Consider the following 21,886-nt stretch of genomic DNA (forward strand, 5'->3'; position numbering starts at 1 on the left):
ATGAGCCCAAATGAATCCCTTCCAAACCGTCCTGAAGCAAAGAGCGCCATGAAGCCGCACATCCTGCAACTCAATCCCATCCTCGTGCCCGCGATCAATGCGGAGCTGGACGCGCTGTACACGATGCATCGGCTGTTCGAGCAGAGCGATCCGGACGCCTACATCGCGGCGCACGGCGCCGCCATGCGCGGCGTGATCACCGGCGGGCATACGGGCATCTCGCGGTCGATGATGGAGCGGCTGCCGGCGCTGGAGGTCGTCGCGGTGAACGGTGTCGGCACGGACGCGGTCGACATCGCGTACGCCCGCGTCCGCAGGCTGCCGGTGACCGGCACCTTCGGCGCGCTGACCGAGGACGTCGCCGACATGGCGCTGGCGCTGCTGCTGGCGACGGCGCGCAACGTGGCGTCGGTGGACCGCTTCGTGCGCGGCGGCCTGTGGCCGAAGTTCCCGCAGCCGAATGCGATCCCGCTGGCGCGCCGCGTGAGCGGGATGCGCGTGGGCATCGTGGGTCTCGGACGCGTGGGCCGCGCGGTGGCGCAGCGCGTCGGCGCTTTCGGATGCCCGGTGCGTTACACCGACCTGGCGGAGATCCCCGGCGTGCCGTGGGCCTTCGAGACCGACCTCGTGCAACTCGCGCGCGACAGCGATGCGCTGATCGTCTGCGCCGCGGCGGACAAGGCCCGCGACCTCATCGACGCGACAGTCCTCGACGCGATCGGCCCGCGCGGATTCCTGATCAACGTCGCGCGCGGCCGCCTCGTGAAGGAGTCCGATCTCGTGAAGGCGCTGCAGGAGAAGCGCATCGCGGGCGCGGGCCTGGACGTCTTCGCCGACGAACCCAACGTGCCGGCGGCCCTGCTGGACCTGGACAACGTCGTGCTGCAGGCGCACCGCGCCAGCGCGACCGAGGAGACTCGCGCCGCGATGGGGCGGATGGTGCTGGAGAGCGTGGCGCAGGCGCTGGCCGGCGAACGGCCTGCGCACAGCCTCACGACCTGACCCTGGTGACGGGGCGGCGGGGGCTGCGGGGGACGGATGGGAGGAAGGATGGCGGCTGGATGACGAATCCCCGCGACGGGGAGGGCGTCAGGGCCGGTTCAGGCGAGCCTCTAGAATTGCAGCTTTTCCGGAACCCTCCGGATTCCCCCGCTTTCACCGCTTTCACCGCTGTCCACCACCATGAGCCTGCACAAAGTCACCCCCGGCGCGAAGGCGCCCGAGCAGTTCAACGTCGTCATCGAGATCCCGATGAACGCCGACCCGATCAAGTACGAGGTCGACAAGGAAAGCGGCGCGCTGTTCGTCGACCGCTTCATGACGACGGCGATGCACTACCCGTGCAACTACGGCTACGTCCCGCAAACGCTGGCGGACGACGGCGATCCGGTCGACGTGCTGGTGATCACGCCGTTCCCGCTGACCCCGGGCGTGGTGGTGACCTGCCGCGCCATCGGCGTGCTGCAGATGGACGACGAAGCCGGCGGCGACGCCAAGCTGCTGGCCGTGCCGACCACCAAGATCCTGCCGATCTACGAGCACTGGACCAAGCCCGAGGACATCAACCAGATGCGCCTGAAGGCGATCCAGCATTTCTTCGAGCACTACAAGGACCTCGAGGCCGGCAAGTGGGTGAAGGTCAAAGGCTGGGAAGGCCCGGAAGCCGCGAAGAAGGAGATCACCGACGGGATGGCCAACTACGCGAAGGCTGAACAGGCTGCGAAGGCCTGATCAGCAGGCCGGAACACCCGGCTTGAGCGGGCCTGGACAAGGCCGGCCGCCGCACGACAAGCGCCCCATGGGGGCGCTTTTTCGTTTCTGACCGCAAGAATGTCCGCGTGGCAAACGTGGTGCCAGGAAGGGGCCATCACGGTGCGTTACAACTGAGATGTCCCCGCTTTGGGGATTGACGTTGTGCCGTGGTGCGTGTGGCACCAAAATGGGCGACTCACCACACGGAAGTCTCGTCACGTGAAAGTCGCGTACCTGCTCAATCACTATCCCAAGGTCAGCCACACCTTCATCCGTCGGGAGATCCTGGCGCTGGAGCAACAGGGCGTCGACGTGATGCGGCTGGCGGTCCGTGGCTGGGACGACGCCGCCCCGGATCCAACCGATCAGGACGAGAAGTCCCGCACCCACTACCTGCTGCGCGGCGGCGTCGGACCGCTGCTGAAGGCGATGGTGCGCCAGGCGCTGGTGTCGCCGGCGAAGTTCCTGTCGGCGCTGGCCCTGACGCTGAAGCTGGGACGCCGCGCCGATCGACCGCTGCCGGTGCACTTCATCTATCTGGCGGAGGCCTGCATGGCTGTCCCGCTGCTGCGCGCCGAGGGCGTGAACCACGTCCACGCGCACTTCGGGACCAACGCGACCGAGGTCGCCGCGCTGATCGAGGCGCTGGGCGGTCCCGGCTACAGCTTCACCTGCCACGGCTCCGAGGAGTTCGACCGGCCCGAGATGCTGCACCTGGGCGAGAAGATCCGCCGCTCGCGCTTCGTCGTGGCGATCTCGTCGTTCTGCCGCAGCCAGATCTACCGCTGGGTGGATCACTCGCATTGGGCCAAGGTGCCGATCGTCCCTTGCGGCGTCGAGCCCGCGTTCCATGCGACCCCGGCGGCGCCGGCGAACGGTCGCCGCCTGCTGGCCGTGGGCCGCCTGTGCGAGCAGAAGGGCCACCTCTTGATGCTGGAGGCCGCCGCGCTGGTGGCCGCGAAGGGCATCGATTTCGAACTGGTGCTCGCCGGCGACGGCGAACTGCGTGAGCCGGTGGAGGCGCGCATCGACGCCCTGCGGTTGCGCGACCGTGTGCGCATCACCGGCTGGATCAGCAGTGATCAGGTGCGCGAGGAGATGCTCGCGTCGCGGGCGCTGGTGGTGTCGAGCTTCGCGGAAGGCTTGCCCGTCGTGGTGATGGAATCGATGGCCTTGAGCCGCCCGGTCATCAGCACCGCGATCGCGGCGATCCCGGAACTGGTCCGGCCCGAGAACGGCTGGCTGGTGCCGGCCGGCGATCCGCAGCCGCTGGCGCAGGCCATGATCGACTGCCTGCAGCTGGACGACGCCGAACTCCAGCGCATGGGCGAAGCCGCCCGTGTGCGCGTGCTCGCGCGACATGACGTCGACGACGCGGCCACGAAACTCGCCAAGCTCTTCCGCGAGCACGCCGGCGAGGCCGTGCGCACGCAGCCGCGGCTGGTGACCTCGACGACGACCGGCTGAGCGCCGTCCTCAGGCGGCGCCGTCGTCCGGCGGCGTTGCCTTGAACGGCTGATGCCGCTCGAGTTCGTCGATGTATTCGCTCATCGCTTCGCCCTCCTGGGCGAGGAAATCCGCGACCGCCTCACGGAACTGCGGATGCGCGAGCCAATGCGCCGAGTGCGTCGCCACCGGCATCAACCCGCGCGCCATCTTGTGCTCCCCCTGCGCGCCGCCCTCGAAGCGGCGCCAGCCGTTTTCCAGGCACCAGGCCAACGGCTGGTAGTAGCACGCATCGAAGTGCAGGTTGGGGATGTAGCGCGTCGAGCCCCAGTAGCGCCCGTAGGCCGCGCGCTGTGCGTCATCGATCGCGACCAGCGAGGCGGCCACGCGTTGCCCGTCGGCATCCCGCGCGACGAACATCAACCAGTGCTCCGGCATGTCCGACGCCATCCGTGCGAAGAAGTCGCGCGTCAGGTACGGCTTGTTGCGGTGCGCGAGGTAGGTCAGCGTGTAGCACTCGTAGAAGAAGTCCCAGTCCTCGGCCGTGATCTCGGCGCCGCGCTTGGGCTCGAAGCGGATGCCGGCCTCGAGGACCTTGCGCTGCTCCTGCTGGATCTTCTTGCGCTTCTCGCGCTGCAGCGTCGCGAGGTAGGCCGCGAACGGACGTGGCACCCCGTCGCCGGTCCAGTGGAACTGCACCTGCTGGCGAGCCAGCCAGTCGTGGCCGGTGAGGGCGCGCTGGTCCTGGTCGTCGCCGAACAGCACGTGCACGGATGACAGCTCCGAGCGCGCCGTCAAGGCCCGCAGCGCCTTCACCAGCCATTCGCGCGCGGCGGCGTCCTTCGCCAGCAGGCGACTGCCGGGCACCGGCGTGAACGGCACGGCGACCAGCAGCTTCGGGTAGTACGCGAGCCCGTGACGCTGATAGGCATCGGCCCAGGCCCAGTCGAACACGTACTCGCCGTAGGAGTGACCCTTGAGATAGGCGGGGCAGGCGGCGATCAGCTCGTCGCCGACCCACACACTGAGGAACTGCGCCTGCCAGCCCTTCCTGGGCACGGCGGAGCCGGACGCGTGCATCGCGCTCAGGTACTCGAGCTTCATGAACGGCGACGGCAGCGGGGAGGCGGCCAGCAACGCGTTCCATTGATCGCGCGGCAGGGCGGCGGGGTCGTCGTCGACGCGGATGAGCGGCTGGGCGACGTCAGTGTCGGACGCAGTGTCGGACGCGGCGGCGGCGGAGGAAGGCGAGGGCGGGGCAGTCATTCGCCGCAAATCTTAGAGGCAAGCTCAAAGCCCTGGCTTTGATGGCAGGATGCTGTCCATGCAAGCGACGACGACTCCCTCTCCGATCGGCTCGACGATGGTCTCTCCCGCCGGCCCGTCCTTCGACAACCTCTACGCCCACGACTTCGCCCGCATCGCCGTCGGCATTCCGCTGTGCCGCGTGGCCGATCCGGTCTTCAACGGCGAACAGACCGCGCAGCTGTTGCGCGAGGCCGCCGCGGACGGCGCCGCGGTCGCGGCCTTCCCCGAGCTGGGCCTGGCCGCGTACACGAGCGACGACCTCTTCCATCAGCGTCCGCTGCTCGACGGCTGCGAGGCGGCCCTGGCGCATCTGCTGGCGGTGTCCCGCGATGTGCCCACCGTCGCGATCGTCGGCCTGCCGCTGCGCATCGAGCACCGGCTGTTCAACTGCGCCGTCGTGTTCCAGCGTGGTCGTCTGCTGGCCGTCCTGCCCAAGACCTACCTGCCGAACTACGGCGAGTTCTACGAGGCTCGCCAGTTCAATGCCGCAGACGAAGCGATCTCGGAGGAGATCACCCTGCTCGGCCAGCGCGTGGCCTTCGGCACGCGGCTCGTCGTCGCGGCCACCGACCAGCCGCTGCTGCGCCTTCATGTCGAGATCTGCGAGGACGTCTGGACGCCCATCCCGCCGTCGTCGTACGCCGCGCTGGCCGGCGCGACCGTGCTCGTGAACCTGTCGGCCTCCAACATCACGGTCGGCAAGTCGGGCTATCGCCATCAGCTCGTCGGCCAGCAGTCGGCGCGCTGCCTGGCGGCGTATGTCTACACCTCCGCCGGCGCCGGCGAGTCCAGCACCGACCTCGCCTGGGACGGCCAGGCGCTGGTCTACGAGAACGGCAGCTTCCTCGCCGAGAGCGAACGCTTCCAGCGCCGCTCGCAGCTCGTGTCGGCCGACGTGGACCTCGAGCGGCTGTCGCGCGAGCGGATGCGGCAGACCAGCTTCGGCGATTCCGTCCGGCATCACGCGCCGCTGCTGAAGACCGTCCGCACGGTCGAGTTCGAGCTGGGCCTGGACCGCACGCAGGCGCTGCCGCTGCGCCGCCGCATCGAGCGCTTCCCGTATGTGCCGTCGGATCGCCAGCGCCGCGACGAACGCTGCAACGAGGTCTTCCAGATCCAGGTCCAGGCGCTCGTGCAGCGGCTCGTGTCCAGCGGCATCCACAAGCTGGTCCTCGGCATCTCGGGCGGGCTGGACTCGACGCATGCCTTGCTCGTCGCCGCGCGCGCGATGGACCAGATGGGCTGGCCGCGGACGAACATCCTCGGCGTCACGATGCCGGGCTTCGCCACGGGCACGCGCACGCGTGACCAGGCCCTGCGCCTGATGCGCGAGATCGGCTGCGAGGCCCGCGAGATCGACATCCGCCCGAGCTGCGAGCAGATGCTCAAGGACCTCGGGCATCCGTACGCCGCCGGCGAGCCGGTCTACGACGTGACCTTCGAGAACGTCCAGGCCGGCGAGCGCACCAGCCACCTGTTCCGCCTGGCCAACCACACCGGCGCGCTGGTGCTCGGCACCGGCGATCTGAGCGAACTCGCGCTCGGCTGGTGCACCTACGGCGTCGGCGACCACATGTCGCACTACAACGTGAACGCGTCGGTGCCCAAGACGCTGATCCAGTACCTGGTGCGCTGGGTCGCGGAGACGGCGCAGCTCGGCCACGCGGGGCAGGAAGTGCTGCTCGACATCCTGAACACCGAGATCAGTCCCGAACTCGTGCCGCAGGATGCACGCGTGGAAGGCTCGGGGCTTCAGAGCACCGAGGAAAGGATCGGCCGCTACGAGCTGCAGGACTTCAACCTGTTCTACACCCTCCGCCATGGCTACTCGCCGGCCAAGATCGCGTTCCTGGCGCGCCACGCCTGGGCCGACAAGGCGCGCGGCGAATGGCCCGACGGCGAGCACGTCCAGCGCAACGAGTACCCGCTCGCCGAGATCAAGCGCGTGCTGCGGATCTTCGTGAGCCGCTTCTTCCGCGGCAGCCAGTTCAAGCGCAGCTGCGTGCCCAACGGGCCGAAGGTGGGCAGCGGCGGGTCGCTCTCGCCCCGCGGGGACTGGCGCGCGCCGAGCGATTCCGAGCCCGCCGTGTGGCTCGCCGAACTCGACCGCATTCCCGACTGACGCGATGACTCCCTTCTCCAACGGAGGGCGTCCGTCGGAAACGATCCGTGCTTAAATCAGTGTCAGTCTTGCCCGCCAATCCCCCTTTCGGAGCCCCGTGATGAAACAGATCACCGCCATCATCAAACCGTTCAAGCTCGACGAAGTTCGAGAAGCCCTGGCCGAGGTCGGCGCGTCCGGCCTGACGGTCACGGAAGTGAAGGGCTTCGGCCGTCAGAAGGGCCACACCGAGCTGTACCGCGGCGCCGAGTACGTCGTCGACTTCCTGCCCAAGGTGAAAGTCGAGGTCGTGGTGAAGGACGACGAGGTCGAGCGCTCCATCGACGCCATCCTGAAGGCCGCCAAGACCGGCAAGATCGGCGACGGCAAGATCTTCGTCACCGCCGTGGAGCAGGTCATCCGCATCCGCACCGGCGAACAGGACGAAGCGGCCGTCTGACCGCGCGGACCCCGACGGGTCCGTCAGAAAACAGGAAGGGCGGGCGCCGGATGGCGTCCGCCCTTTGTCTTTGATGCGCTCGGGGCGCCGTGACCTTCAGGCGGGCGTCATCAGCGCAGATGCTGCCAGAGCGCGGCCACCCAGATGCCGCCGGCCAGCACCAGCGACAGCAGCACGGCGGCGCTGGCGATGTCCTTGGCGCGTTTGCTGAGGTCGTGCAGTTCGAACGAGACGCGGTCGACGACCGCCTCGACCGCCGAGTTCAGCAGCTCGACGATCAGCACCAGGATCAGCGAACCGGCCAGCAGCGCCACCTGCACCCAGTCCCGTCCGACCCAGAACGCGAGCGGCAGGCCAATGAGGGTGAGCCAGGTCTCCTGACGGAAAGCGCTCTCGCCGCGGTAGGCGGCGCGCAGTCCGTCCCAGGAATACCCGGCGGCGTGCAGGATGCGATCCAGGCCGGTGCGGCCCTTGTGGGGGTTGCTCATCGTCGGAAGGGGATCGGGGAGTCAGGAGTCGGCCGGCAGGGCGGTGGCCTTCTTCGGGCGAGGCGGCGGCAACTGCGTGATCAGGCGGGTACCGCAGATCACGTCGTGAAGGAACTGCCGCTGCGGATGCAGCCGGGCCAGCAGCAGATAGCCGGCGATGCCTGCGAACATCGTGCCGAAGATCGCGCCGGTGCTCCGGTCCAGACCCAGCAGGTGCACGCTGGCCAGCGCCGGCAGGAACCAGAGCCAGGCGGCGAGGTAGCGCGCCGTGGCCCGTGCCTGCGTGAGCGGACGACCCTGGGTGTCGACGACGCGCAGGTGCCAGGCCCGCATGGCCACCGTCTGGCCGCCGCGCGACCAGAACCAGATGAAGTAGATGCCCAGCACCAGGAACAGGAAGGCCTGCAGACCGTGTTGCCCGACCAGCGCATTGCGCTGCTGGGTGAGCGTCGAGTACAGCCAGCCGGCGATGAACACGACGCCGAACAGGACGACGCCTTCATAGATGAAGGCGGCGAGGCGGCGCATCAGGCCCGGCGGGGTGTCGTCGCCGGCAACGGGTGCGGAGGTCATCCGGCCAGTTTAGCGGCTGGCCGGGTCGCGTCGGGGGAGCAGCGTGTCCGGGTCGAGCCTCGCGTCGCGCGGCGAGCGGATCGGCCGGCCGGGGGCCGCGCTGGCGCCGGGCAGCGGCGGCTCGGCGCGCTGCGTCATCAGCACGGTCGTCGCGCCGGGCAGGGCCTGGACGATGGTCGGACCGGTCGAGGCGGTCAGTGGGGTGCGCTGGATCGGCGCCTTCGCCCGCGCGGGGGCCGGGGGGGCATCGCGGCCGGCGGCGGACGCCTTCTCGGCGGCGCGTTCCACCAGGCGCTGACGCTTCTCCGGGGGGAGTGCCTGGTAGGCGTCCCACTTCTCGCGCATCTTCGTTTCCTGTTCAGGCGCGCGCAGTTCGCTGGCGTGCTGGTAGCCGATGCGGGCGCGCTGGCGTTCCGACGGCGACATCCGGGTCCATTCGGCCATGCGTTCGCGCAGCCGCTGCTGGTGCTCGGCCGGCAGCGTCGGATAACGGGCGGCAATTTCCAGCCATTTGCCCTTGCGGGCCCCATCGAGCTGGTCCCATTCCTTGGACAGGGGGGCCAGGGCTTCCTTCTGCGACGCGCTCAGCGAAGCCCAGCTCTGGCTGCTGATCAAGGTGCCGGACGGGATGGTCGCGATGGATCTCGCCGGTGACGAGGCGGGCGGCGCGGTGACGGTGATCTTCGCACCGCCATCGATCGGCGCGGACGCGGCGGTGTCCTGGGCCGAGGCTGTCGCGGCGCCGGACGCGAACGCCGCACAGGCGACGGCCAGACTCAGGCGGAGCACCCAGCGGCGCGAGGCAAAAAGATCAGGGAAAACGCCGGAATGGCCCGCAGCGAGCGGGGGAAGTCGGAGGGAACTGGCCACGCACCGCCTCACTGCGACGATTTGGCTTCGTCGGATTTCTCGCCATCGGCCGAGGCGTTCGGGTTGTTGGCGTCGGTCTGGTTCTCGTTCAGGTACTCGCGGAAGCCCGGATCGCTGTACGCCGCCGGCGGCAGCGGCTTGGAAAGCATCTCGGTGTCGAGTTCGGCCGCGCTGCGGATCTGCTCGTACCACTGGCTGTGCTGGATCAGCAGCAGGCCGCCCAGCAGCAGGGCCAGCGGCAGCAGCGTCGCGGCCTTTCTCCAGCGCGGCGTCTTCTCGCCGCCGCCCAAGGCCAGCGTGCCGCCGCCCACCTGGCGGGTATCGGAAGCGGTCTGCGCGGGCGCCGCGGCACGCGCCGCCATCGCCTTGGCGAGCGCCTGCTCACGCGCGAAGCGCAGCCGTTCCTGGATATCGCCGGAGAGGGTCTCGCTCTGCTCGGTCAAACCCGCGGCCACGCGAAGGCCGAAACGGGTCACGCGCGCGTCCGCTTCGAGCGGCAGCGGCGTTCCAGGCATGTTCTTTTTCATAGCGAGATTCCCTTGGCTTTCAGCGTTTTGGCCAGCGCATGCACGGCGCGGGAGCAGTGTGTCTTCACGCTGCCCTCCGAGCAACCCATGACCGCTGCCGTTTCGGCGACGTCGAGTTCCTCCCAGTAACGCAGCAGGAAGGCTTCCCGTTGACGTGCTGGCAAAGCTGCAACTTCCTGTTCGATCGCGGCCAACACCTGAACGCGCGACACCTCGTCCGCGGCGGACAGCGCGCCCATGGATCCTTCCCGCGTCTCCAGCGATTCCAGCAGGTCGAAGTCGTCGCCAGGATCGGCGCCTTCGAAATCCGACAGGTTGCTGAACAGGGCGTTGCGCACCTTCTGCCGCCGGAACCAGTCCATCGTGGCGTTGGACAGGATGCGCTGGAACAGCAGCGGCAGCTCCGCCGCCGGACGGTCGAAATACTTCTCGGCCAACCGGATCATGGCGTCCTGGACGATGTCCAGCGCGGCGTCCTCGTCTCGAACCATGTAGACCGTGCGCTTGAAGGCGCGACGGTCGGCGGTCTTGAGAAAGTCGTTGAGTTCTTTGTCTGTGGCCAAGGGCTGGCGCCGTCAAAGGGCGGGTCTGGGTCGGGTCTGGGGCGGTCGAGCGGGCAAAACGGCGCGGATTATCGCATCAGCGCTACAGACCGCCATCGGTTCCGGACGTCTGCGGGTTTGCGTGCATAATCGGCGACTCGCACACCGCATTTTCTGTCTCAAGTAGGCCGCCCAACCGGGGCGCCCCTGTTTTTGACGCGACGTTTCAAGTCCGCTTCACAAGAGCGCGAGGAGAAGCACCGATGGTTTTTCGTCAGAGAAAAAACTCAGAGGTTCGACATATGGACATGTCTGCCGCGGACATCAAACGTGCAGCGATCACGGAAGCTCGCTCACAACCGCACCCCCATTCCGTCAGTTCCGGTCAGGAACTGAATGGCTCCGAAATCCTGGTTCAGAGTCTTCAGGCCGAAGGCGTGAAGTTCCTCTGGGGCTATCCAGGCGGCGCCGTCCTCTACATCTACGACGCGCTCTACAAGCAGGACGCCATCCAGCACGTGCTGGTCCGTCATGAGCAGGCCGCCGTGCACGCCGCCGACGGCTACGCCCGGGCGAGCGGCGAAGTCGGCGTCGCATTGGTGACCTCCGGACCCGGCGTCACGAACGCGATCACCGGCATCGCGACGGCGTACATGGACTCGATCCCGATGGTGATCATCACCGGTCAGGTCCCGACGCCCGCCATCGGCCTCGACGCCTTCCAGGAATGCGACACCGTCGGCATCACGCGCCCGATCGTCAAGCACAACTTCCTGGTCAAGGATGTGCGGGACCTCGCGATGACGCTGAAGAAGGCGTTCCACATCGCGCGTACCGGCCGTCCCGGCCCGGTCGTGGTGGACATCCCGAAGGACGTCTCGCTCAATCGCACCGCGTTCCATTACCCGGAGCGCGTCGAGATGCGCTCCTACAACCCGGTGAAGAAGGGCCACAGCGGTCAGATCCGCAAGGCGGTCCAACTGCTGATGGGGGCCAAGCGGCCTTACATCTACACCGGCGGCGGCGTGATCCTGGGCGAGGCCACGGCGGAACTGCGCCAACTGGTCGAGCTCCTGGGCTACCCCTGCACGAACACGCTGATGGGCCTGGGCGCGATGCCGGGCAGCGATCCGCGTTTCCTGGGCATGCTGGGCATGCACGGGACCTACGAAGCCAACATGACGATGCAGCACTGCGACGTGCTGCTGGCCGTCGGCGCGCGCTTCGACGACCGCGTGATCGGCAACCCGAAGCACTTCTCGTCGGTCGACCGCAAGATCATCCACGTCGACATCGACCCGTCCTCGATCTCCAAGCGCGTGCGCGTGGACATCCCGATCGTCGGCGACGTCAAGGACGTGCTGCAGGAACTGATCGTGCAGATCAGGGAAGCGCAGGCAAGACCTGACGCCGACGCGATCAACGCCTGGTGGAGCCAGATCAACGACTGGCGCAAGCGCGACTGCCTGGCCTACAAGCAGTCCAACGAGGTCATCAAGCCGCAGTACGTCCTCGAGACGCTGTGGAATCTGACCCGCGACCGCGACGCCTACTTCACGTCGGACGTCGGTCAGCACCAGATGTGGGCGGCGCAGTTCCTGCGATTCAACGAGCCGCGTCGCTGGATTAATTCCGGCGGCCTCGGCACGATGGGCGTGGGCCTTCCATACGCCATGGGCATCAAGCTGGCGAAGCCCGAGTCGGAGGTGTTCTGCATCACCGGCGAAGGCAGCATCCAGATGAACATCCAGGAGCTGTCCACCTGCCAGCAGTACAAGACGCCTGTGAAGGTCGTCTCGCTGAACAACCGCTACCTGGGCATGGTGCGGCAGTGGCAGGAGCTGGACTACGGCAAGCGTTACTCGCACAGCTACATGGATGCACTGCCGGACTTCGTCAAGCTGGCCGAGGCCTACGGGCATGTCGGTCTGCTGGTGGAGAAGCCTTCGGACGTGGAGCCCGCGTTGCGGGAGGCGATGCGCTTGAAGGACCGCACCGTCTTCATCGATGTGCGCACGGATCCGACCGAGAACGTCTGGCCGATGGTGCAGGCGGGCAAGGGCATCTCCGAGATGCTGCTGGGGTCCGAGGACCTCTGAGACGGGTGACGGCTTGAAGCCGTCCGGCGTGACGCGCGTTACCGCGCGCGTCGCGACCGGCGGCGGACGGTCCGAACCGCTCAGGGCGAACCGGCCTGATTCCTAGATCGAAGAGCGTGGCCAAGGGCCGACCGGTTACCGCCGGCGGTCTGAAGAGCGCGAAGGACGAGATTCCATGAAACACATCATTGCTTTGCTCATCGAGAACGAGCCGGGCGCGCTGTCGCGCGTCGTGGCACTCTTCTCCGCCCGGGGCTACAACATCGAGAGCCTCACCGTCGCACCGACGGAAGACCCGTCGCTGTCCCGGATGACCGTCGTCACCAGCGGCAGCGACGACGTGATCGAGCAGATCACCAAGCACCTGAACCGCCTGATCGAGGTGGTCAAGGTCGTCGACCTGACCGAGGGCCGCTACATCGAGCGCGAACTCATGCTGATCAAGGTGCGCGCCGTCGGCAAGGAGCGCGAGGAGCTCAAGCGCACCGCCGACATCTTCCGTGGCCACGTCATCGACGTCACCGAGAAGACCTACACGATCGAGCTGACCGGCGACGCCAGCAAGCTCGACGCCTTCATCGACGCGATCGACCGCAGCGCGATCCTCGAGACCGTGCGCACCGGCACCAGCGGCATCGGCCGCGGCGAACGCATCCTGCGCGTCTGAGCGCATCCTTCACTGAACAACCCTGACCTGTTTTCCCCGGAGAGACCACCATGAACGTGTATTACGACAAGGACGCCGACCTCAGCCTGATCAAGGGCAAGAACGTCACCATCATCGGCTACGGCTCACAAGGCCACGCCCATGCCCAGAACCTGAACGAGAGCGGCGTGAAGGTCACCGTGGGTCTGCGCCGCGGCGGTGCGTCCTGGGCCAAGGCCGAGGGCGCCGGCCTGAAGGTCGCCGAGATCGCCGACGCGGTGAAGGCCGCGGACGTGGTCATGATCCTGCTGCCCGACGAGCAGATCGCCGACGTCTACAAGAAGGAAGTCGAGCCCAACATCAAGCAGGGCGCGTCGCTGGCCTTCGCCCACGGCTTCAACGTCCACTACGGCCAGGTGCAGCCGCGCGAGGACCTGGACGTGTGGATGGTCGCCCCGAAGGCCCCGGGCCACACGGTGCGCAACACCTACAAGCAGGGCGGCGGTGTGCCGCACCTGATCGCCGTCTACGCCGACAAGACCGGCAAGGCGCGTGACCTGGCCCTGAGCTACGCGGCCGCGAACGGCGGCGGCAAGGCCGGCATCATCCAGACCTCGTTCCGTGAAGAGACCGAGACCGACCTGTTCGGCGAGCAGGCCGTGCTCTGCGGCGGTGCCGTCGAACTGATCAAGGCCGGCTTCGAGACGCTGACCGAAGCCGGTTATGCGCCGGAAATGGCCTACTTCGAGTGCCTGCACGAACTGAAGCTGATCGTCGACCTGATCTATGAAGGCGGCATCGCCAACATGAACTACTCGATCTCCAACAACGCGGAGTACGGCGAGTACGTGACCGGCCCGCGCGTGGTGACCGCCGCGACCAAGGACGCGATGCGCCAGTGCCTGAAGGACATCCAGACCGGCGAATACGCCAAGTCCTTCATCCTGGAGAACAAGGCCGGCGCGCCGACGCTGATCAGCCGCCGTCGGCTGACCGCCGAGCACCCGATCGAGCAGGTCGGCGAGCAACTGCGCGCGATGATGCCGTGGATCAAGGCCAACAAGCTGGTCGACAAGTCCAAGAACTGATCCCCGCAGATCGCGTCAGATCAGTCCAGAAGGCCGCGCGGGTCGCACCGCGCGGCCTTTTCCATTGATGCGCTGGGTTATCCTCCGCCCCCATGAATTCGACTGGAAACAAGAACGTGGACCTGCTCGACGAGGACGAGGCGGATGCCCTCGACGCCCCGCAGCGCCCGCGCCACAAGGGCATCTACCTGCTGCCCAACCTGTTCACGCTGGCGGCGCTGTTCAGCGGCTTCTACGCGATCGTGATGGGCATCGGCGGCCGCTTCGAGCAGTCCGTCTACGGCATCTTCGCCGCGATGGTGCTCGACAGCCTGGACGGTCGCGTCGCCCGCATGACCAATACGCAGAGCACCTTCGGCGAACAGATGGACTCGCTGTCCGACATGGTCTCGTTCGGCGCGGCGCCGGCGCTGATCATGTATTCCTGGGCACTGCAGGGGCTGGGCAAGTGGGGCTGGTTCGCCGCCTTCGTCTACATCGCTGGCGCCGCGCTGCGTCTGGCTCGCTTCAACACGAATATCGCGGTGGTCGACCGGCGCTTCTTCCAGGGCGTCCCCAGCCCGGCCGCCGCGGCGCTGGTGATGAGCCTCATCTGGGCGCTCGACAGCTCCGGCTACAAGGACATCCATCGCGATCCGACGCTGGCGTGGCTGGCCTTCGGCTTCACGCTCTACGCCGGCCTGACGATGGTGACCAACGCACCGTTCTACAGCTTCAAGGACATCACCTTCAAGCGCTCGGTGCCCTTCATCGTGCTGGTGGTGATCATGCTGGCCATCGCGGCGATCAACATCGATCCGCCGCGGGTGTTGTTCGGCGTCTTCTGCGCCTACGGCATCTCGGGCTACGTCGTCTATGCGGTGCGGCGCGCCAAGGGCAAGCCGGCGAGCGTGATTGCCATGTCCACCGACGAGCCCGATGAAGCGGGCCTTCACCGATAGCGAATGCTCGAGGCGCGGCCATTCGCCCACTGACGTTGACGCTGCACGCGCCGCACCTCTATATTCAACAGCTATGACGTCTCCGGCCCGAATTGCGCTGCTACTACCAGGTGACCCTCGGGTTCGCTAGATCGCGCACGTCCGTCCATCCAGACGCTCATCCCAGATCAACGGCCCGAATGCAACTCGCAACGGGCCGTTCCTGTTTCTGGAGAGTCTGCGAGTTGCGCCCCTGAACCCACAGGAACGCTCTCATGCTCAAGCAACCGCAGACCAAGTACCGCGCCTTCGCCCCCATCGCCCTTCCGGACCGCCGCTGGCCCGACGTGCAGATCACGAAGGCGCCGCTGTGGCTGAGCACCGACCTGCGTGACGGCAACCAGGCGTTGATCGAGCCGATGGACCCCGAGCGCAAGCTGCGCATGTTCCAGATGCTGGTGAAGATCGGCTTCAAGGAGATCGAGGTCGGCTTCCCGTCCGCGTCGCAGACCGATTTCGACTTCGTGCGGCTGCTGATCGAGCAGGGCCACATCCCCGACGACGTGACGATCCAGGTCTTGACGCAGGCGCGCCAGCCGCTGATCGAGCGCACGTTTGAATCGCTGATCGGTGCCAAGCGCGCCGTGGTCCACCTGTACAACGCCGTCGCGCCGGTCATGCGCCGCGTCGTGCTGGGCATGAGCGAGGACGAGATCGTCGATCTGGCCGTCACCCACACGCGGATGATCCGCGAGTTCGCCGACAAGCAGCCGGAGACGGACTTCCGCTTCGAGTATTCGCCGGAGATGTTCTCGAGCGCCGAGTTGAGCTTCTCCAAGCGCGTCGTCGACGCGGTGACCGAGGCCTGGGGGGCGACCCCCGAGCGCAAGATCATCATCAACCTGCCGTCGACGGTCGAGCATTCCACGCCGAACCTGTTCGCCGACATGATCGAGTGGATGGGGCGCAACGTGGAACGGCGCGATTGCATCGTGCTGTCGGTCCATCCGCACAACGATCGCGGGACCGGCACGGCCGCCGCCGAGCTGTCGATCATGGCCGGTGCCGACCGCCTCGAAGGTTGCCTCTTCGGCAACGGCGAGCGCACCGGCAACCTGGACCTGGTGAATGTCGCGCTCAACCTGTACACGCAGGGCTTGCATCCGGGACTGGATTTCTCCGACATCGACGAGATCCGCCGCTGCGTCGAGCATTGCAACCAGTTGCCGGTGCATCCGCGCCATCCGTATGTCGGCGAGCTGGTCTACACCTCGTTCTCCGGCTCGCACCAGGACGCCATCAAGAAAGCCTTTGCCGCCCGCAAGGACGGCGATGTCTGGGAAATTCCGTACCTGCCGATCGACCCGAAGGACCTGGGCCGCAGCTATGAGGCGGTGATCCGCGTCAACAGCCAGTCGGGCAAGGGCGGCATCTCCTACCTGCTCGAGGCGGAGTACGGCATCGAACTGCCGCGCCGCCTGCAGATCGAGTTCAGCCAGATCGTCCAGGGCGTGATGGACACGAACGGCAAGGAGCTCGGCGCGGCCGATCTGTGGCGGATCTTCGACCGCGAGTACGGCGTGAAGCAGGCGCCCTCGCTGCACCCGCAGATCGACACGGCGGAAGACGGCCAGACCCGCGTCCAGGCGCAGGCCGACCTGTGCGTGCGCATGGTCAAGATCGACGGCCAGGGCAAGGGACCGATCGACGCGTTCGTCGAGGGCTTGAACAAGCTGCTGAAGACCCATGTGCGGGTGCTGGACTACCACGAGCACGCGATGGGCAGCGGCGCCGACGCGCAGGCCGTGGCCTACCTGGAGCTGCGCGTGGGCGAAGCGACGCTGTTCGGCGTCGGCATGGACGGCAACATCGCGTCGGCGTCGCTGAAGGCGATCGTCTCCGGCCTGCGCCGCGCGTCGCAGCGTGGTGTACTGAAGCTGGCCGACCGCGTCGCCGTGTGAGATCCCGGGCGGCCTCGGGGCCGCCTCGATGTCACCCTGGTGCCGCCTAAACTCGCTGATCGGGCCGAGCCGGCCCGCGGCCCGCCACCGCAAGGAAGCCCGACATGTCCGACCACCTGATCATCTTCGATACCACGCTGCGCGACGGCGAGCAATCGCCCGGCGCGTCCATGACCAAGGACGAGAAGCTGCGCATTGCGCGGCAGCTGGAGCGATTGAAGGTGGATGTGATCGAGGCGGGTTTCGCGGCGGCGAGCCAGGGCGACTTCGACGCGGTGAAGGCGATCGCCGACGCGATCCGCGACAGCACCATCTGCTCGCTGGCCCGCGCGAACGACCGTGACATCGCCCGCGCCGCCGAGGCGCTCAAGGGCTCGGCCCGCGCGCGCATCCATACCTTCATTGCGACCAGCGAACTCCACATGGAGAAGAAGCTGCGCATGACCCGCGAGCAGGTGCTGGAGCAGGCGACCCAGGCCGTGCGCTTCGCCCGCACGCTGACCGACGACATCGAGTTCTCGCCCGAGGATGGCTACCGCTCCGATCCGGAGTTCCTTGCCCGTGTCGTCGAGGCGGTGATCCGCGAGGGCGCGCGCACCATCAATATCCCCGACACCGTCGGCTACGCGATCCCGGAGCTCTACGGCCAGTTCATCAAGACGCTGCGTGAGCGGGTGCCGAACTCGGACCAGGCGATCTGGAGTGTCCACTGCCACAACGACCTGGGCATGGCGGTGGCGAACTCGCTGGCCGGCGTGAAGATCGGCGGCGCCCGTCAGGTCGAGTGCACCATCAACGGCCTGGGTGAACGGGCCGGCAACTGTTCGCTGGAAGAAGTCGTGATGGCGGTCAAGACGCGCCGGGACTATTTCGGGCTGGACGTGCGGGTGGATCCGTCGCAGATCGTCCCGGCCTCGAAGCTGGTGTCGCAGACCACCGGGTTCGTGATCCAGCCGAACAAGGCCGTGGTGGGCGCCAATGCCTTCGCGCATGCGTCCGGCATCCATCAGGACGGCGTGCTGAAGGCCCGTGACACCTACGAGATCATGCGCGCCGAGGACGTCGGCTGGAGCGCCAACAAGATCGTGCTGGGCAAGCTGTCAGGGCGCAATGCCTTCAAGCAGCGGCTGCAGGAGTTGGGCGTCGTGCTGGAGTCGGAGGCCGAGATCAATGCTGCCTTCGTCCGGTTCAAGGACCTGGCCGACCGCAAGTCCGAGATCTTCGACGAGGACATCATCGCGCTGGTGATGGACGAGTCGGTCACCCAGGTCCAGGAGCACTTCCGGCTGGTGGCCCTGGCGCAGCGCTCGGAAACCGGCGAGCGGCCCCAGGCGGAGGTGGTCTTTGCCGAGGGGGACACCGAGCATCGCACCGAGAGCGACGGCAACGGTCCGGTGGACGCGGTGCTCAAGGCGATCGAGAGCAAGGTCCAAAGTGGGGCGGAAATGCTGCTGTATTCGGTCAGCGCGATCACCAGCGGCAGCACAGAATCGCAAGGCGAAGTCACGGTGCGCCTGCAACATGCGGGTCGCGTGGTGAACGGCGTGGGGGCAGATCCCGATATCGTGGTCGCCTCGGCCAAAGCATATTTGAGCGCGCTCAACAAGTTGCAGAGCAAGACGGAGCGGGTCGCCGCCCAAGGTTGACAGGACAGCGAACGTGGCGCCCTCGGCCGCGTCGGATGGCACGGATTCAGGTACTTTAAGAGCCTGCGTTAAGTCATTGATCTTGCCGGTCTTTCAGCGATCCCCTACACTCGCTCCCACTGACCTGGGGACTGGATTGAAGACCATTGCGACATTGCTGTCTGGTGCCGCGCTCAGCGGCGTCATGTTGCTGACGGGCTTGACCGCCAGTCTCGCGCCGATCCAATCGGCGCAGGCGGCCACCTCGTCGTCCTCCAAAGCCAAGGTGAAGAGCGTGCGGCAAGCCAAGCCGGCCCCGCGCTCTCCGCGCAAGGTGGCTGCCCGTGCGGCAGCCCCGATCCGGGAAGTCGTCCCGTCGAAACCGTCCTTCGGGACGATGTACGGCCTGCACGACACCGAAGATCCCCTCGACCTGAAATCCAGCGTCGCCTACGTCGTCGACCAGGACACCAACGAGGTCCTGTTCTCGAAGAATCCGTCGGCGGTCCTGCCGATCGCGTCCATCACCAAGCTGATGACCGCGCTGCTCGTCGTCGAGGCGAACCAGTCGCTGGATGACAAGATCGAGATCACCGACGAGGACAAGGACACCGAGAAGTTCACCGGCTCCCGCCTGGCCGTCGGCACGACGCTGACGCGCGGCGAACTCTTGCACCTGGCGCTGATGTCCTCGGAGAACCGCGCGGCGCATGCGCTCGGGCGGAACTATCCCGGCGGACTGGAAACCTTCGTCGCGGCGATGAACGCCAAGGCCCAGATGCTGGGCATGATGGACACCCATTACGTCGAGCCGACCGGCCTGTCCAGCCGCAACCAATCGAGCGCCGCCGACCTCGCCAAACTGGTGAAGGTCGCGCACTCTTTCCCGCTGATGCGCGAGCTGTCGACCTCGTCCGAATACACGGTCGCGCTCGGCCGCAAGCAGGTCCGCTTCGGCACGACCAACGGCCTGGTCCGCAAGGGCGACTGGGACATCGGCCTGCAGAAGACCGGTTTCATCAACGAAGCCGGGCAGTGCCTGGTGATGCAGGCGCAACTCGCGGGCCGCAAGCTGATCATGGTGTTCCTGGATTCGGCCGGGAAGTACTCGCGCATCGGCGATGCCGAACGCGTGCGCAAGTGGCTGACCGGCGCTGCGTCGCCGTTGGCGGCCGTGGCCACGCCGGCGGCGGTCGGCGCGACATCGCTGACCCCGGTGCTCTCGGCCAAGTAGGCGTCGGTGACGGCGGAATGAAAGAGGCGGGCCTTGCGCCCGCTTCGTCGTTTCCGACCCCGCTTCCGATCCGTCTCAGCCCCGGAAACCGAGCGAGGCCGAGATCCGCGTCGCCGTCTCCTTCAGGCGAGGCAGCCAGCCTTCTTCCAGTCGGTCCGCGGGCGCCGAGATCGACAGCCCCGCCACCAGCTTGCCCTGGTCGTCATAGATGCCGGCGGCCATGCAGCGCACGCCCAGTTCGAGCTCCTCATCGTCGCGGGCGACGCCGCGTTGGCGGACCAGCGCCATCTCGCGTTCGAGCAGGTTGATCTCGGTCAGGCTGTTGCGCGTGTGACCGGACAGGCCGGTGCGCGTCGCATACGCGCGCACGCGCTGCGGATCGTCGCTGGCCAGGAAAAGCTTCCCGACCGACGTCAGGTGCAGCGGCGCGCGGCCGCCGACTGCGCGCACGACTTGCATGCCGCTGCGCTCGGAGTAGGTGCGCTCGATGTAGACGATCTCGTCGCCCTGCCGGACCGACAGGTTGACCGGCTGGTGGGTCAGCTTGTGAAGCTCCCGCATCGGGCCGATCGCGGCTTCGCGGACGTCCAGTCGAGCTTTCACCAGGTTGCCCAGTTCCAGCAGCCGCATGCCCAGCCGATAGCTGCCAGCCTCTGGACGGTCCACGAAACGTCCCAGGGTCAGGTCGTTCAGGATGCGGTGGGCGGTCGATGGATGCAGGCCGGTGGTCTCGGCGATCAGTTTCAGCGACACGGGGTCCTGATGCTGGGCCAGAACGTCCAGCAGCGCGAACGTGCGTTCGAGGACTTGGATGGCGGGGGACTGGAGCTCCTTGGACTTCATGCGGACGATTGTGATGGATTTCTCACGGGTTTTGCATGGCGAAACCGAGAGGCGCATCTACCGGACGTGATCCGTCGTATTTGCCCATCAGCGGTGCGCGGACCGGGCGGCGAGGGGCGTCAGACGGACGTTTTGCCGACGGATTGCCGCATTGCGGAACGACTCGCGGACAGGCCACTGCGAACGGCGCCTTCGAGGGTGGCCGGGTAGGGACCGGCGAGGTAGTCGCCGGCGGCCCAGATCCCGGGAGTGATCGCGGCGGCGGGCCGGATCAGGCCGGGCGTGCAGGCGAAGGTCGCGCGCTTCTCGCTGAGCACACGAACGATCCTCGGCGGCGTCACCCATTGAAAATGCGCGCAGGCCTGCGCCAATGCTGCAGCGCCGGTGGCTTCCAGCCCCTGTGCCACCCACGGCGCGGCACCGCTGACCACCAGGCTGAACAGTCCCGGATGCTGGCCAAGTTGGCCGAGATCGAATGCGAACTGCGCCGGTTCCGTCGCCGATTCGCGCAGCGCCACCATCGGTGCCGGCAGGGTCGAGCCTGCGCTCTCCAGGTAGACGGTGACGATCGGCTGGAACTCGAACGCATTGGCGGTGGCACTCCAATGCGGCGCCAGATCCCGGGTGAGGCGGGAAGCCTCGACGGACGTGCAGGCCATGATGACGGCGTCGAACGCGTCCCCATCGACGGCCCACCGCCGCCCCGCCGCTTCGAGGCGCTGGACGCGCTGCGTGCGGATCTCCGCGCCGCGGGACAGCAGCCATGTGCGGGCGGGCGCCGGCAGCAGCGCGCTCAGACCTCGCCGGGGCAGCAGCAGATCCGCGCTGCCTGGGCCGTTGAACAGGGCGTCCTTGAGCACCCGCAGGAAGACTTGCGCGCTGGCCTGGGCGGATGGCGTGTTGAGCGCCGCGACGCACAGCGGATCGATCAGATCGTCGCGCACCGCGCGAGGGAGCCGCGCGCAGAGCTGGGCGACCGTCAGCGCCGGATCACAGCGGAAACCGCGCATCGTCCACAGGCTGCTCGCTGCCAGGAATCGCAGCCGGTCCTGCCAGGACCATGCCGAGCAGCCCAGCACACCTCGCAGGAAGGCGAGAGTGGGCGGCCCCGACGGCAGTTGCAAGGTCTCGCGATCGGGATAACGCAGCCGCAGCGGCATGTGGAGCAGGTCGGCCGCCGGATCGCCACCGACGCGCCGCATCAGCGCGAGCGTGTCCGTGTAGGCGCCGATCAGGATGTGCTGGCCGTTGTCGAGCGCAGGCTCGATGCCTTCCAGGCTGCGCGCGCGTCCGCCGAGTGACGGCGCCATCTCGAACAGCGTGACCGCGGCACCCAGCGACACGGCTTCGACGGCCGCGGCGAGCCCCGCCCAGCCGCCGCCGATGACGGCCAAGCGCGTCAC

General features: G+C 67.3%; 20 protein-coding genes. 12 read left to right on the forward strand and 8 right to left on the reverse strand.

Going from position 1 to position 21,886, the window contains the following annotated elements; genetic code table 11:
* Positions 1-48: 48 nt before the first annotated feature.
* From AC07O8_RS07450 to AC07O8_RS07460, 3 genes are all read left to right on the forward strand, one after another.
* Complete coding sequence (locus AC07O8_RS07450; protein WP_495047419.1) at positions 49-1,002, forward strand: 2-hydroxyacid dehydrogenase; 954 nt, start codon at positions 49-51, stop codon at positions 1,000-1,002.
* A gap of 180 nt (positions 1,003-1,182) precedes the next feature.
* Positions 1,183-1,731, forward strand: coding sequence for an inorganic diphosphatase (gene ppa / locus AC07O8_RS07455; protein ID WP_067275699.1), 549 nt, complete (start codon positions 1,183-1,185; stop codon positions 1,729-1,731).
* Positions 1,732-1,971: 240 nt separating this feature from the next.
* Positions 1,972-3,219: a glycosyltransferase gene (locus AC07O8_RS07460; protein ID WP_495047420.1), complete on the forward strand. Its 1,248-nt coding sequence runs from the start codon at positions 1,972-1,974 to the stop codon at positions 3,217-3,219.
* Between the two features lie 9 nt (positions 3,220-3,228).
* Here the strand turns inward: AC07O8_RS07460 and AC07O8_RS07465 are convergent, their stop codons facing one another.
* The gene (locus AC07O8_RS07465) at positions 3,229-4,464 is read right to left on the reverse strand and encodes a GNAT family N-acetyltransferase (RefSeq protein WP_495047421.1); all 1,236 of its coding nucleotides are present in this window, start codon (positions 4,462-4,464) and stop codon (positions 3,229-3,231) included.
* Between the two features lie 97 nt (positions 4,465-4,561).
* Between AC07O8_RS07465 and AC07O8_RS07470 the strand changes: the two genes are divergently transcribed.
* Together AC07O8_RS07470 and AC07O8_RS07475 are read left to right on the forward strand one after the other, a co-directional pair.
* Positions 4,562-6,628 (forward strand): NAD(+) synthase, encoded by a 2,067-nt coding sequence (locus tag AC07O8_RS07470; protein ID WP_495047616.1) that lies wholly within the window; start codon positions 4,562-4,564, stop codon positions 6,626-6,628.
* Positions 6,629-6,728: 100 nt separating this feature from the next.
* Positions 6,729-7,067 carry a P-II family nitrogen regulator gene (locus AC07O8_RS07475; protein ID WP_067275693.1) on the forward strand — a complete coding sequence of 113 codons (339 nt, stop codon included), beginning with the start codon at positions 6,729-6,731 and terminating at the stop codon, positions 7,065-7,067.
* A gap of 110 nt (positions 7,068-7,177) precedes the next feature.
* Here AC07O8_RS07475 and AC07O8_RS07480 read toward each other — a convergent pair whose 3' ends face one another.
* From AC07O8_RS07480 to AC07O8_RS07500, 5 genes are all read right to left on the reverse strand, one after another.
* A complete protein-coding gene (locus tag AC07O8_RS07480; RefSeq protein ID WP_495047422.1) occupies positions 7,178-7,555 on the reverse strand; it encodes a diacylglycerol kinase in 378 nt (125 codons plus the stop codon).
* Between the two features lie 21 nt (positions 7,556-7,576).
* Positions 7,577-8,128, reverse strand: a complete 552-nt coding sequence (locus AC07O8_RS07485; RefSeq protein WP_495047423.1) for an RDD family protein — start codon at positions 8,126-8,128, stop codon at positions 7,577-7,579.
* A 9-nt stretch (positions 8,129-8,137) separates the two neighbouring features.
* Complete coding sequence (locus AC07O8_RS07490) at positions 8,138-8,917, reverse strand: DUF3106 domain-containing protein (protein ID WP_495047424.1); 780 nt, start codon at positions 8,915-8,917, stop codon at positions 8,138-8,140.
* Between the two features lie 89 nt (positions 8,918-9,006).
* Positions 9,007-9,525 (reverse strand): DUF3619 family protein, encoded by a 519-nt coding sequence (locus AC07O8_RS07495; protein ID WP_495047425.1) that lies wholly within the window; start codon positions 9,523-9,525, stop codon positions 9,007-9,009.
* The gene (locus tag AC07O8_RS07500; protein WP_067275679.1) at positions 9,522-10,088 is read right to left on the reverse strand and encodes an RNA polymerase sigma factor; all 567 of its coding nucleotides are present in this window, start codon (positions 10,086-10,088) and stop codon (positions 9,522-9,524) included. The genes AC07O8_RS07495 and AC07O8_RS07500 overlap by 4 nt, the downstream gene beginning before the upstream one ends.
* 281 nt (positions 10,089-10,369) lie before the next feature.
* On the opposite strand from AC07O8_RS07500, the gene AC07O8_RS07505 reads away from it, so the two are divergent.
* The 7 genes from AC07O8_RS07505 to pbpG all read left to right on the forward strand — a co-directional run bounded on the left by AC07O8_RS07505 (position 10,370) and on the right by pbpG (position 19,640).
* Positions 10,370-12,166 (forward strand): acetolactate synthase 3 catalytic subunit, encoded by a 1,797-nt coding sequence (locus tag AC07O8_RS07505; RefSeq protein WP_495047426.1) that lies wholly within the window; start codon positions 10,370-10,372, stop codon positions 12,164-12,166.
* 175 nt (positions 12,167-12,341) lie between these two features.
* Positions 12,342-12,833, forward strand: a complete 492-nt coding sequence (gene ilvN, locus AC07O8_RS07510; protein ID WP_297529946.1) for an acetolactate synthase small subunit — start codon at positions 12,342-12,344, stop codon at positions 12,831-12,833.
* Between the two features lie 50 nt (positions 12,834-12,883).
* Entirely contained in the window at positions 12,884-13,900 is a 1,017-nt protein-coding gene (gene ilvC, locus AC07O8_RS07515) for a ketol-acid reductoisomerase (RefSeq protein WP_067275671.1), read from the forward strand.
* A 92-nt stretch (positions 13,901-13,992) separates the two neighbouring features.
* Positions 13,993-14,841, forward strand: a complete 849-nt coding sequence (pssA, locus tag AC07O8_RS07520) for a CDP-diacylglycerol--serine O-phosphatidyltransferase (protein WP_495047427.1) — start codon at positions 13,993-13,995, stop codon at positions 14,839-14,841.
* A 254-nt stretch (positions 14,842-15,095) separates the two neighbouring features.
* The gene (gene leuA / locus AC07O8_RS07525; protein WP_495047428.1) at positions 15,096-16,781 is read left to right on the forward strand and encodes a 2-isopropylmalate synthase; all 1,686 of its coding nucleotides are present in this window, start codon (positions 15,096-15,098) and stop codon (positions 16,779-16,781) included.
* Positions 16,782-16,885: 104 nt separating this feature from the next.
* The gene (locus tag AC07O8_RS07530; RefSeq protein ID WP_495047429.1) at positions 16,886-18,427 is read left to right on the forward strand and encodes a 2-isopropylmalate synthase; all 1,542 of its coding nucleotides are present in this window, start codon (positions 16,886-16,888) and stop codon (positions 18,425-18,427) included.
* A 184-nt stretch (positions 18,428-18,611) separates the two neighbouring features.
* A complete protein-coding gene (pbpG, locus tag AC07O8_RS07535) occupies positions 18,612-19,640 on the forward strand; it encodes a D-alanyl-D-alanine endopeptidase (protein WP_495047617.1) in 1,029 nt (342 codons plus the stop codon).
* Between the two features lie 75 nt (positions 19,641-19,715).
* On the opposite strand, the gene AC07O8_RS07540 is transcribed toward pbpG, so the two are convergent.
* The gene (locus AC07O8_RS07540) at positions 19,716-20,483 is read right to left on the reverse strand and encodes an IclR family transcriptional regulator (RefSeq protein ID WP_297529942.1); all 768 of its coding nucleotides are present in this window, start codon (positions 20,481-20,483) and stop codon (positions 19,716-19,718) included.
* Positions 20,484-20,602: 119 nt separating this feature from the next.
* Positions 20,603-21,886, reverse strand: coding sequence for a hydroxysqualene dehydroxylase HpnE (gene hpnE, locus AC07O8_RS07545; RefSeq protein WP_495047430.1), 1,284 nt, complete (start codon positions 21,884-21,886; stop codon positions 20,603-20,605).

It is taken from the genome of Roseateles sp. GW821-FHT09G09, from assembly GCF_059415965.1.